General features: G+C 47.7%; 14 protein-coding genes. 13 read left to right on the top strand and 1 reads right to left on the bottom strand.

What is annotated here, in order from left to right; genetic code table 11:
* Positions 1–4: 4 nt before the first annotated feature.
* From rsgA to spoVM, 4 genes are all read left to right on the top strand, one after another.
* Entirely contained in the window at positions 5–895 is an 891-nt protein-coding gene (gene rsgA, locus ACWHAR_RS06420; RefSeq protein WP_007409752.1) for a ribosome small subunit-dependent GTPase A, read from the top strand.
* Between the two features lies 1 nt (position 896).
* Positions 897–1,547, top strand: a complete 651-nt coding sequence (gene rpe, locus ACWHAR_RS06415) for a ribulose-phosphate 3-epimerase (RefSeq protein WP_032874864.1) — start codon at positions 897–899, stop codon at positions 1,545–1,547.
* 68 nt (positions 1,548–1,615) lie between these two features.
* Positions 1,616–2,260 carry a thiamine diphosphokinase gene (locus ACWHAR_RS06410; RefSeq protein ID WP_032874867.1) on the top strand — a complete coding sequence of 215 codons (645 nt, stop codon included), beginning with the start codon at positions 1,616–1,618 and terminating at the stop codon, positions 2,258–2,260.
* A gap of 86 nt (positions 2,261–2,346) precedes the next feature.
* Positions 2,347–2,427 carry a stage V sporulation protein SpoVM gene (spoVM, locus tag ACWHAR_RS06405; RefSeq protein WP_003154329.1) on the top strand — a complete coding sequence of 27 codons (81 nt, stop codon included), beginning with the start codon at positions 2,347–2,349 and terminating at the stop codon, positions 2,425–2,427.
* 77 nt (positions 2,428–2,504) lie between these two features.
* On the opposite strand, the gene rpmB is transcribed toward spoVM, so the two are convergent.
* Positions 2,505–2,693: a 50S ribosomal protein L28 gene (rpmB, locus tag ACWHAR_RS06400; protein WP_003154328.1), complete on the bottom strand. Its 189-nt coding sequence runs from the start codon at positions 2,691–2,693 to the stop codon at positions 2,505–2,507.
* Between the two features lie 258 nt (positions 2,694–2,951).
* Between rpmB and ACWHAR_RS06395 the strand changes: the two genes are divergently transcribed.
* The 9 genes from ACWHAR_RS06395 to fabG all read left to right on the top strand — a co-directional run bounded on the left by ACWHAR_RS06395 (position 2,952) and on the right by fabG (position 12,141).
* The gene (locus ACWHAR_RS06395) at positions 2,952–3,314 is read left to right on the top strand and encodes an Asp23/Gls24 family envelope stress response protein (RefSeq protein ID WP_003154327.1); all 363 of its coding nucleotides are present in this window, start codon (positions 2,952–2,954) and stop codon (positions 3,312–3,314) included.
* Positions 3,315–3,329: 15 nt separating this feature from the next.
* The gene (locus ACWHAR_RS06390; protein ID WP_032874869.1) at positions 3,330–4,997 is read left to right on the top strand and encodes a DAK2 domain-containing protein; all 1,668 of its coding nucleotides are present in this window, start codon (positions 3,330–3,332) and stop codon (positions 4,995–4,997) included.
* A gap of 142 nt (positions 4,998–5,139) precedes the next feature.
* Positions 5,140–5,802, top strand: a complete 663-nt coding sequence (gene sdaAB / locus ACWHAR_RS06385) for an L-serine ammonia-lyase, iron-sulfur-dependent subunit beta (protein WP_003154325.1) — start codon at positions 5,140–5,142, stop codon at positions 5,800–5,802.
* A 20-nt stretch (positions 5,803–5,822) separates the two neighbouring features.
* The gene (gene sdaAA, locus ACWHAR_RS06380; protein ID WP_032874871.1) at positions 5,823–6,725 is read left to right on the top strand and encodes an L-serine ammonia-lyase, iron-sulfur-dependent, subunit alpha; all 903 of its coding nucleotides are present in this window, start codon (positions 5,823–5,825) and stop codon (positions 6,723–6,725) included.
* Positions 6,703–8,751: an ATP-dependent DNA helicase RecG gene (recG, locus tag ACWHAR_RS06375; protein ID WP_032874873.1), complete on the top strand. Its 2,049-nt coding sequence runs from the start codon at positions 6,703–6,705 to the stop codon at positions 8,749–8,751. The genes sdaAA and recG overlap by 23 nt, the downstream gene beginning before the upstream one ends.
* Before the next feature lie 106 nt (positions 8,752–8,857).
* Positions 8,858–9,424, top strand: coding sequence for a transcription factor FapR (gene fapR, locus ACWHAR_RS06370; RefSeq protein ID WP_003154320.1), 567 nt, complete (start codon positions 8,858–8,860; stop codon positions 9,422–9,424).
* A gap of 13 nt (positions 9,425–9,437) precedes the next feature.
* Complete coding sequence (gene plsX, locus ACWHAR_RS06365) at positions 9,438–10,436, top strand: phosphate acyltransferase PlsX (RefSeq protein ID WP_007409758.1); 999 nt, start codon at positions 9,438–9,440, stop codon at positions 10,434–10,436.
* An 18-nt stretch (positions 10,437–10,454) separates the two neighbouring features.
* A complete protein-coding gene (fabD, locus tag ACWHAR_RS06360; protein ID WP_003154316.1) occupies positions 10,455–11,408 on the top strand; it encodes an ACP S-malonyltransferase in 954 nt (317 codons plus the stop codon).
* Positions 11,401–12,141: a 3-oxoacyl-[acyl-carrier-protein] reductase gene (gene fabG / locus ACWHAR_RS06355; protein WP_032874875.1), complete on the top strand. Its 741-nt coding sequence runs from the start codon at positions 11,401–11,403 to the stop codon at positions 12,139–12,141. The genes fabD and fabG overlap by 8 nt, the downstream gene beginning before the upstream one ends.
* Positions 12,142–12,209 lie beyond the last annotated feature (68 nt).

The following is a 12,209-nucleotide window of genomic DNA, read 5'->3' as shown; positions in this document are numbered from 1 at the left end:
CCCTATGCCTGAGGGCAAAATTATAAAAGCGTTAAGCGGATTCTATTATGTCTTAGATGAATCACAGGACAAGATCATTCAATGCAGGGGCCGGGGCATTTTCAGAAAAAATAAAATAACGCCCCTGGTCGGCGATTATGCCGTTTATCAGGCTGAAAATGATAAAGAAGGCTACCTGCTGGAAATCAAAGAACGAACAAACGAGCTGATCAGGCCGCCGATTTCAAATGTCGATCAGGCCGTTCTTGTCTTTTCTGCCGTTCAGCCGGCGTTCAGCACGTCTTTATTGGACCGTTTTCTCGTCCTTGTGGAAGCCAACGGCATTCACCCGATCATCTGCATAACCAAAATGGACTTAGCTGCAGACGGGGAATCGAAAGAGGCGATACTTTCTTACGTGAAAGACTATCAGGCAATCGGTTATGACGTATATGTGACGTCATCAAAAGAAAACAGCGGTTTAACAGGCATTGTGAAACACTTCGAGAACAAAACAACGGTGTTTGCCGGTCAGTCGGGAGTCGGAAAATCTTCGCTTTTAAATGCGATCAGCCCGGAGCTTGAGCTGAAAACAAACGAGATTTCCGCACATTTGGGACGCGGAAAACATACGACGCGCCATGTGGAGCTCATTCATACATCAGGCGGTCTGGTGGCGGATACTCCGGGGTTCAGTTCGCTTGAATTTACCGGCATTGAGGAAGAAGAGCTGGGCAGCACGTTCCCTGAGATCAGAGAAATAAGCGCCTCTTGCAAATTCAGAGGCTGTCTGCATCTTAAGGAGCCGAAATGCGCGGTAAAGCAAGCGGTGGAAGAAGGAGAGATTCAGCCGTACCGCTATGAGCATTACAAAGAATTTATGCAGGAAATAAAAGAGAGAAAGCCGAGGTATTAATATGATTAAGGTTGCGCCATCAATTCTTTCCGCCGATTTTGCTTCACTGGGCGAGGAAATTAAAGACGTGGAAAAAGGAGGGGCGGACTATATCCATATTGATGTCATGGATGGCCATTTCGTTCCTAACATTACAATCGGGCCGCTTATCGTTGAAGCCGTCCGTCCGGTGACTGATCTGCCGCTGGATGTCCATCTTATGATTGAAAATCCGGACCGCTACATCCCGGCATTCGCAAAAGCCGGTGCGGACATCCTTTCCGTTCATGCTGAAGCGTGTCCGCATCTTCACCGGACCATTCAATTGATAAAAGAGCAGGGGGTAAAAGCGGGAGTTGTGCTCAATCCGCATACGCCCGTCCACATGATTGAACATGTGATCGAGGAGCTTGACCTTGTGCTGTTAATGACGGTTAACCCCGGTTTTGGCGGACAGCGCTTCATTCATTCGGTTCTGCCGAAAATCCGTCAGGTCAAACAGCTGGCTGAGGAGAAAGGCCTGTCTGAGCTTTTAATCGAGGTGGACGGAGGCGTTAATAAAGAAACAGCCCCTTTATGCGCTGAAGCGGGCGCTAATCTGCTTGTTGCCGGATCTGCCGTATATAATCAGCCGGATCGGAAAAAAGCCATCGCTGACATCCGAAACGCGTAATAAACATGCTGAAAAAGAGCCCGGTGAAAGCCGCCGGCTCTTTTCGCGTCTAAGAGAGAGGAAAACATATGAAGACAATCAATATTGTTGCGGGCGGCCCGCGGGAGCTTATTCCCGATCTATCCGAATACACAGACGGAGATACGACATGGGTCGGAGTCGATAAAGGGACGGTTGCTCTTTTGGAGGCCGGAATCATTCCGCAGGAAGCTTTCGGTGATTTTGACAGCATTACGGAAGAGGAGCTCATGCAGATTCAAAAAGCGGCGCCGGCCCTCCATGTATATCAGGCGGAAAAAGATTATACCGATCTTGAACTCGCCCTTGACTGGGCTTTGCAACTAGAACCGAAGACCATTCGGATATTCGGTGTGACGGGCGGAAGAGCCGATCACTTTTTAGGGAACATCCAGCTGCTGTATAAAGCTTTACATAAGAATACCGATGTCGAGCTGATCGACCGGCAGAATGACATTCAGATGTTCGGGCCCGGCCGTTATACAATTGAAGAAAAAGCAAGCAGACGCTATATTTCTTTCATTCCGTTTACGGAAGCGGCAGACGGCCTGACGCTCGACGGTTTTAAATATCCCCTTGATAATTGTCATATTCCTCTGGGTTCCACACTATGTATTAGTAACGAACTCATTCATTCACGAGGTACTTTTTCGTTTGCAAAAGGCATATTAATAATGGTAAGGAGCGCGGATTAGAAAAGCGGCTTCTGCCATATGCGGAAAAAACCATGAATCCTAAAGTGATGAACGCAGCGGATACGGGACTTATAGGAGGGGACAAAATGAAATTTTATACCATTAAATTGCCGAAGTTTTTAGGAGGAATTGTCCGGGCGATGCTGGGCTCATTTAGAAAAGAGTAAGCCCAAGAAGCTGAAATTGCCCTCTTTGAACGCATAAAAAACGCCTGCCGCATAAAAGGGCAGGCGTTCATTTTTGCTTATACACGCTCAACTTTACCGGATTTTAAAGCCCGGGCAGATACATACACTTTTTTAGGTTTGCCGTCAACGAGGATGCGGACCTTTTGAAGGTTGGCGCCCCAAGTACGCTTAGAAGCGTTCATTGCGTGAGAACGGTTGTTTCCGGCTTTTGTTTTTTTACCTGTAATAAAACATTTACGTGCCATTTGTTTCCCTCCTAACTGCGCGAAACATCTTTTTAAACATAGTGTCTCAGATGCTTTCGTTATACAATACTTTAAATAATTTACCACAGCTAAAAACCGTTTGCAACTATTGTTTCCCTTACTTTCAAGAAAAATCACTTGACATGTAAAACCAATCACATTTCCGCGCTGAAGGCCGCTGTCTGTATCTTTTCTTTTCATAATGGGATACATATAGTAGAATAATGATAACTCTATGCACCTGAAGGAGGAACCTGTGTGTCCATTGAAATGAAGACAAAATACGGACAGATTGATATATCCAACGAAGTCATCGCAATGGTTGCCGGAGGCGCTGCCATTGATTGTTACGGAATAGTGGGGATGGCCTCAAAAAACCAGATTAAAGACGGTTTGTCTGAAATCCTCCGGAGAGAGAACTTCGCAAAAGGCGTACATGTCCGTCAGGAAGCCGAACAAATACATATCGACATGTACATTATTGTCAGCTACGGCACTAAAATATCCGAAGTAGCCCACAATGTTCAGACGAAGGTAAAATACACAGTAAATCAAACAATCGGACTTGCAGTTGATTCTGTAAATATTTATGTCCAAGGCGTACGAGTAACGAACCCGTAGTGAGGAGGATGAGTATTGTCTAGACGAAACTTAGATGGGAGAGCTTTTGCGACAATGATTCTGGCGGGGGCTGAGACATTGTCTCAAAACGCATCCGCGGTGGATGCGCTGAACGTGTTTCCCGTGCCTGACGGCGATACCGGAACAAATATGAATTTATCGATGTCATCCGGTGCAAGAGAGGTAGAGCACATTGACTCACCCGACATCGGCAAAGTCGGCATCGCCCTGTCAAAAGGCCTGCTTATGGGGGCGAGAGGAAACTCAGGGGTGATCTTGTCCCAATTGTTCAGAGGTTTCACAAAGAGCATTGAAAACAAAAACCAAATAGACGCCCAAGAATTTGCCGCAGCACTCCAAGCGGGAGTGGATATGGCATATAAGGCGGTCATGAAACCGGTTGAAGGAACGATTTTAACCGTGGCCAAGGATGCGGCTAAAAAAGCGGTCGCCTCGGCTAAAGAAGAAACCGATATCATTGCTCTCATGGAGGCCGTTATTGAAGAAGCGGAAGCGTCGCTGAACCGCACGCCGGATCTGCTTCCTGTTTTAAAGGACGTCGGTGTCGTTGACAGCGGCGGAAAAGGTCTGCTTTGTGTATATGAAGGCTTTTTGTCTGCTTTAAAAGGAGAGGCCGTACCGAAAAAAGCGGTTCTTCCGGCACTCGATGATATGGTGAATGCCGAGCATCATAAAAGTGCGCAGAGCATGCTGAGTACAGAAGATATTGAATTCGGATTTTGTACGGAAGTGATGGTAAGGCTGGATCAAGATAAACGGACGTTCAAGGAAGAGACGTTCAGAAACGAACTGAGCCGTTTCGGCGATTCATTGCTGGTCGTGGCTGATGATACGCTGGCGAAAGTCCATATTCATGCCGAAGAACCAGGGAACGTACTCAATCTCGCACAGCGTTACGGCGATTTGATTAAAATTAAAATTGAAAACATGAGGGAACAGCATACTTCAATCATCAGCCAAGAACATGATGAAAAAAAGCCGGCCGGCGTTATGAAAGAAGCCCGGAAGCCTTTTGGCATCGTGACTGTGGCAATGGGAGAGGGCATTTCTGAATTGTTTACGAGCATCGGCGCTTCACACGTAATCGAAGGCGGCCAGACAATGAATCCGAGCACGGAAGATATTGTTGAAGCCGTTCAGTCTGTCAATGCGGAGACGGTTTTCATTCTTCCGAACAATTCCAATATTGTGATGGCTGCCAATCAGGCGGCGAGCGTGGCTGAAGAAAATGTCATTGTCATTCCGGCAAAAACGGTCCCTCAAGGCATGACCGCCCTGCTTGCGTTTAACCCTGACCAGCCGGCTGATGTAAATGAAGCCAATATGCTTGAGGCCATCCGGAATGTGAAAAGCGGACAGGTGACATATTCAGTCAGAGACACCCATATTGACGGCAAAGATATTAAAAAAGGTGATTTTATCGGCATTTTAAACAGTTCAATTATCGGCAGCGCCGAAGATCGGATGAGTGCGGCGAAATTGCTGCTGGATGAAATGATCGGGGAAGAAGATGAAATCGTCACCATCCTGTACGGAGAGGACGCGCCGGAAGAAGAAGCTGAGAAACTTGCTGAGTATATTGCAAGCGTCTGTGAAGATATCGAGGTTGAAATCCATAACGGCAGACAGCCTCTGTATCCATATATATTTGCGGCAGAATAGAAGGGCTTATCAGGCCCTTCTATTCTTATGCCTTTATTTACCTGCGGCAGTGCGGCAGTGTGCCTGCTTGCCAATTGAGAAATGTTCAATTAGTCTAAAGAAAAGCGCTGAATAGAGTGATGTTAAGGAGGAACAAACCAGCATGAAGTATAGAAGCGTTTTTGATATTATCGGCCCGGTAATGATCGGTCCGTCCAGTTCACATACCGCAGGCGCCGCCCGGATCGGCAGAGTGGCCAGAAGCCTATTCAGGCGGGAGCCCCGCCGGATCGTTGTGTCTTTTTACGGATCATTTGCGGAGACGTATAAAGGCCACGGCACTGATGTCGCGATTATCGGCGGCCTGCTTGATTTTGATACATTTGATGAACGGATTAAAACAGCGATTCAAATTGCGGAAGAGAAGGGCATATATGTAGAGTTCCGTACAGAGGATGCCGTGCCCGTTCATCCGAATACGGCGCGTATCGTCATTTCTGATGATGAGGGAGAGCTTGCCCTTACCGGTATTTCCATCGGCGGCGGAAAAATAGAAATCACGGAGCTCAACGGCTTTGAGCTGCGTCTTTCCGGAAACCATCCGGCTATTTTAGTCGTTCACAATGATAAATTCGGCACGATTGCAGGCGTTGCCAATGTGCTTGCGAAATTCTCCATCAACGTCGGACATATGGAAGTGGCGCGTAAGGACGTCGGCCAGCTTGCGCTGATGACGATTGAGGTCGATCAGAATATTGAAGAAGAAGTGCTTGACGAGCTTTCAACACTTCCTAATATTATACAGGTTACTAAGATAGCTGACTAAAAAGTCAGGAGGAAAATGACATGTTTCGTAATGTGAAAGAATTAATAGAAATCACTCAAGAAAAACAAATTCCGATTTCGGAAGTGATGATCACCCAAGAGATGGAAGTAACGCAAAAAACGCGGGAAGAAATCTTTCAAGGAATGGAGCGCAATCTCTCCGTCATGGAAGCAGCTGTTGAAAAAGGGCTGAAGGGCGTCACGAGTCAGACCGGTTTAACAGGCGGAGATGCCGTGAAACTTCAGGCATACATCCAATCGGGAAGAAGCCTGTCAGGCAATCTGATTTTAGACGCCGTTTCTAAAGCTGTCGCGACAAATGAAGTCAATGCGGCCATGGGAACGATCTGCGCTACACCGACCGCCGGCTCTGCCGGGGTTGTGCCGGGAACGTTATTCGCCGTAAAGCATAAGCTGAACCCTACGACAGAACAAATGATCCGTTTTCTGTTTACAGCCGGCGCGTTCGGTTTTGTCGTAGCAAACAATGCGAGTATTTCAGGAGCGGCAGGAGGCTGTCAGGCGGAAGTCGGGTCAGCATCAGGCATGGCAGCGGCTGCGATTGTGGAAATGGCGGGCGGAACGCCTCAGCAATCAGCGGAAGCAATGGCGATTACACTGAAAAATATGCTCGGTCTCGTATGTGACCCGGTCGCCGGATTGGTAGAAGTGCCGTGTGTCAAACGAAATGCAATGGGAGCATCAAACGCAATGATCGCGGCGGATATGGCGCTGGCCGGGATTACAAGCCGCATTCCTTGCGATGAGGTGATTGACGCGATGTACAAAATCGGCCAGACAATGCCGACAGCACTGCGTGAAACGGGACGAGGCGGTTTAGCCGCGACACCGACGGGAAGAGAATTAGAGAAAAAAATTTTCGGAGGAGCGCTGAAATCAAGTGACACACCATCAGCAAACTAGTATAGCGGAGATTAAGGGCATTGGGCCGGAAACAGAAAAGACATTGCACGAACTTGGTATCTATGACATTTCTGATCTTCTGAATTATTTCCCTTACCGTTATGACGACTATGAGCTGAGGGACTTAGAAGAAGTAAAACATGAAGAAAGAGTGACGGTAGAAGGGAAGGTTCATTCAGAACCTTCTCTTACCTATTACGGCAAAAAACGAAACAGGCTGACATTCAGGGTGCTTGTCGGCAATTATTTAATTACCGCGGTCTGCTTTAACCGTCCCTACTTAAAAAAGAAACTGACGTTAGGTTCTGTCGTCACGATATCCGGGAAATGGGATAAACACAGACAGACCGTTTCCGTGCAGGAATTAAAAAACGGTCCTCATCAAGAAGATAAAAGCATTGAGCCTGTTTATTCCGTTAAAGAAAACGTCACCGTAAAAATGATGAGACGGTTTATTAAGGAAGCGCTGGAGCATCATTTGGACAGTGCGGCCGATCCGCTTCCTGAAAAATTGAGAATCCGCTACAAGCTGCCTGATTACAAACATGCCCTGCAGACGATGCATCAGCCTGAAACGAGGGAATCGTTACAGCAGGCAAGACGCCGGTTTGTTTACGAGGAATTCTTATTATTTCAGCTGAAAATGCAGGCGTTCCGTAAAGCGGAAAGGGAACAGTCAAAAGGCATCAGCCATGTGTTTCCTGCTGAAAAGCTCGCCGCTTTCACAGACAGCCTGCCGTTTTCGCTCACAACCGCACAGACGCGCGTGCTTCGGGAAATTACCGCTGATATGACATCTCCTTACCGAATGAACCGTCTGCTGCAAGGTGATGTCGGTTCAGGGAAAACGGCCGTCGCCGCCATCGCTTTGTACGCTGCGATTCTGTCGGGGTATCAGGGGGCATTAATGGTGCCGACTGAAATTCTGGCCGAACAGCATGCAGATTCTCTCGTATCGTTGTTTGCAAATGAAGATGTAAATATCGCGCTTTTGACGAGTTCTGTAAAAGGAAAGCGGCGCAGGGAGCTTTTGGAGCGGCTTGCTCTCGGAGAGATTGATATTTTAGTAGGTACCCATGCTTTAATCCAGGACGAAGTGGAATTTAAAGCGCTGAGCCTTGTCATTACGGACGAGCAGCACAGGTTCGGAGTCGAACAGCGCAAAAAACTCAAAAATAAAGGCCAGGATCCGGATGTGCTGTTTATGACAGCCACCCCGATTCCGAGAACGTTGGCCATTACCGTCTTCGGAGAAATGGATGTTTCCGTGATAGATGAAATGCCCGCGGGGCGAAAACAAATCGAAACGTATTGGGTGAAACACGACATGCTGGAGCGGATTTTGGCTTTTATAGAAAAAGAGCTGAAACAGGGAAGGCAAGCCTATATTATCTGCCCGCTCATTGAAGAGTCGGATAAACTGGATGTACAGAATGCGATTGATGTATATAACATGCTGTCTGACGTCTACCGCGGGAAATGGAATGTCGGCCTGATGCACGGGAAGCTCCATTCTGATGAAAAAGATCAGGTGATGAGAGAATTCAGCGCCAATCAATGTCAGGTACTTGTGTCAACAACCGTCGTAGAAGTCGGGGTGAACGTGCCGAATGCGACGATTATGGTCATCTATGACGCCGACCGTTTCGGATTATCTCAGCTCCACCAGCTCCGCGGCCGGGTCGGGCGGGGAGACCACCAATCTTTCTGCATCTTGATGGCAGATCCGAAATCCGAAACCGGGAAGGAACGGATGAGAATCATGTCGGAGACAAACGACGGCTTCGAGCTGTCTGAAAAGGACCTTGAACTGCGCGGCCCCGGGGATTTCTTCGGAAAAAAACAGAGCGGTATGCCCGAGTTCAAGGTGGCGGATATGGTTCATGACTACAGAGCTTTGGAGACGGCCCGCCAGGATGCGGCCAATCTGGTGTCTTCAGAGGCTTTTTGGAAAGATGACGAATACCGCATGCTGCGCGGTCAATTACTTTCAAGCGGCGTCCTGGAAGGGGAGAAATTAAGCTGATTCTGTAAAATTCGGCGGCTTTCAAAAAACAATCATTGCATTCCAATCTATGAGATTATATACTACTATTAGTACCTAGTCTTAATTGTCCGGATGGTGTTTACAGATGAGAAGAAGCAAAAAAGAACGCCAAAAATTATTGCAGCAGACGATCAAATCGACACCCTTCATCACAGATGAAGAATTAGCGGGGAAATTCGGCGTCAGCATTCAGACGATCCGTTTAGACCGCTTAGAGCTCTCAATACCGGAGCTGAGGGAAAGAATTAAAAACGTGGCAGAACAAACGCTTGATGATGAAGTGAAATCACTGTCTTTAGACGAAGTGATCGGTGAAATTATTGATCTGGAGCTTGACGGCCAGGCCATTTCCATATTAGAAGTAAGACGCGAACATGTCTTCAGCCGCAATCAAATTGCGCGGGGGCATCATTTGTTTGCGCAGGCGAACTCACTCGCCGTAGCCGTCATTGATGATGAGCTGGCGCTGACCGCAAGCGCAAATATCCGCTTTACAAGACAGGTGAAAGAAGGCGAGCGCGTCGTTGCGAAAGCCAAAGTGACGGCAGTCGAAAAAGAAAAAGGCAGAACGGTAGTTGAAGTCAACAGCTATGTGGGAGAAGAAGTCGTGTTCTCCGGCAGCTTTGACATGTACCGTTCAAAACAATCATAAAGGTGGAGCATGCATGAGAATAGCTGTAGATGCAATGGGAGGCGACAACGCACCCAAAGCTGTTATTGACGGAGTAATGAAGAGTATTGAGGCATTTGACGATCTCCATATTACGCTGGTCGGTGACAAGACAACGATAGAATCACACTTGCCAACAACATCAGACCGCATCACTGTGTTGCACGCCGATGAAGTGATTGAACCGACGGATGAACCGGTCCGCGCCGTACGCAGAAAGAAAAACTCTTCTATGGTGCTGATGGCGCAGGAAGTGGCTGAAAACAGAGCGGACGCCTGCATCTCAGCGGGGAATACGGGCGCACTCATGACAGCGGGACTGTTTATCGTCGGCAGAATTAAAGGAATCGACCGGCCTGCGCTTGCGCCGACGCTTCCGACCGTTTCAGGCGACGGTTTCCTTCTTTTGGACGTGGGAGCCAATGTCGATGCCAAACCGGAGCATCTCGTCCAGTACGGAATTATGGGATCTGTATATGCCCGGCAGGTTCTCGGAATCAGCTCGCCCCGCGTCGGCTTGTTAAATGTCGGCACGGAAGAAAAGAAGGGAAACGACCTGACAAAAAAGACGTTTGAATTATTAAAAGAAACAAACGTGAATTTTGTCGGAAACGTAGAGGCGAGAGACTTGCTCGAAGGCGCTGCTGACGTTATCGTCACAGACGGCTTTACGGGCAACGTCACGTTGAAAACATTGGAAGGTTCAGCGTTATCGATTTTCAAAATGCTGAAAGATACACTGACTTCAAGTTTTGTTTCTAAGCTCGCAGCGGGAGTGCTGAAGCCGAAGCTGATGGAAATGAAATTGAAAATGGACTATTCTGAGTACGGCGGGGCGAGTCTTTTCGGTTTGAAAGCGCCCGTCGTTAAAGCGCACGGCTCTTCTGACGCACGCGCTGTTTACCATGCGCTGCGCCAGGCGAGAGAAATGGTCAGCCAAAACGTGGCCGCATTTATAGAAGAAGAAGTAAAAGAAGAAAAAACAGATGAGTAGTCTGGAGGTTACCGCATCATGAGTAAGATTGCATTTTTATTTCCCGGACAGGGATCACAATATATCGGTATGGGAAAAGACCTGTACGAACGCGAAGAAGCGTCAAAACGTATTTTTGATGAAGCGGATGAAACGCTTGAAACAAAGCTGAGCTCACTCATTTTTGAAGGTGACGCCGAAGAATTGACCCTTACATACAATGCGCAGCCCGCGCTGTTGACAACAAGCATCGCCGTATTGGAAAAGTTTAAAGAATCCGGCATCACCCCTGATTTCACCGCTGGCCACAGCCTCGGAGAATATTCGGCGCTTGTTGCGGCGGGAGCGATGACATTTAAAGATGCCGTTTACACGGTAAGAAAACGGGGAGAATTTATGAATGAAGCCGTGCCGGCCGGAGAAGGCGCCATGGCAGCTATTCTCGGAATGGATGCGGAGTCCTTGAAAAAGGTGACGGATCAAGTGACGGAAAACGGTCATCTCGTACAGCTTGCAAACCTGAACTGCCCCGGCCAGATCGTCATTTCCGGAACGGCAAAAGGCGTGGAGCTGGCTTCAGAAGAAGCGAAAAACAACGGAGCCAAACGGGCAATCCCATTAGAAGTAAGCGGACCGTTCCATTCTGAATTAATGAAGCCGGCAGCGCAAAAACTCGAGGAGGTGCTCAGCGCCTGTGAGTTAAAAAATGCGGCTGTTCCCGTGATTTCAAACGTTTCGGCTGACGTTATGACAGAAAAAGACGATATCAAGAAAAAATTGATCGAACAGCTGTACTCACCTGTGCGCTTTGAAGAAACCATTAACAAACTGATTGACGAAGGTGTCACGACGTTTGTTGAAATCGGGCCCGGAAAAGTGCTTTCAGGCCTTGTGAAAAAAGTGAACCGCCGCCTTAAAACAATCTCGGTTTCTGACCATGAAACCATCGAACTGGCGATTCAAACGCTGAAGGAGGAGAATCAGGATGCTTAATGAAAAAACAGCAGTGGTAACGGGAGCGTCCCGCGGAATCGGGCGGGCGATCGCGCTTGATCTTGCGAAAAACGGCTGTAACGTAGTAGTCAACTACTCCGGGAATGAAGCGAAAGCGAACGAAGTCGTAGATGAAATCAAATCTTTGGGCCAAAACGCGATCGCGGTAAAAGCCGATGTATCAAATTCCGAAGAAGTACAAAACATGATGAAAGAGGCTGTCGCTGCATTTTCTTCAATCGACATTCTCGTGAACAATGCGGGGATTACAAAAGACAATCTTCTGATGAGAATGAAAGAAAATGAATGGGATGATGTCATTAACATTAACCTGAAAGGTGTATTCAACTGCACGAAAGCCGTGACAAGACAGATGATGAAACAGCGCTCCGGCCGGATTATCAACGTATCATCAATCGTCGGCGTCAGCGGAAACCCTGGGCAGGCGAACTATGTGGCGGCAAAAGCCGGTGTAATCGGCTTAACGAAGTCATCAGCCAAAGAGCTTGCGAGCCGAAATATTACGGTCAATGCCATTGCTCCGGGCTTTATTTCTACAGATATGACGGACAAGCTTTCTAAAGAAGTCCAAGATGAAATGCTGAAGCAGATTCCGCTCGCGCGTTTCGGTGATCCTTCCGATATCAGCAGCGTTGTTACGTTCCTTGCTTCTGAAGGATCGCGTTATATGACGGGCCAAACCCTTCATATTGACGGCGGAATGGTGATGTAAAGATTTGTTTTTAAAATTTCATCCTAGTTTCTCTAGTTTTTTAAAAACGAATCCTCTATAATACTTGA

This window comes from Bacillus sp. LR--39 (assembly GCF_053613335.1).
The sequence above is the reverse complement of the archived record's forward strand: the minus strand, read 5'-3'. Positions and strand labels throughout refer to the sequence as shown.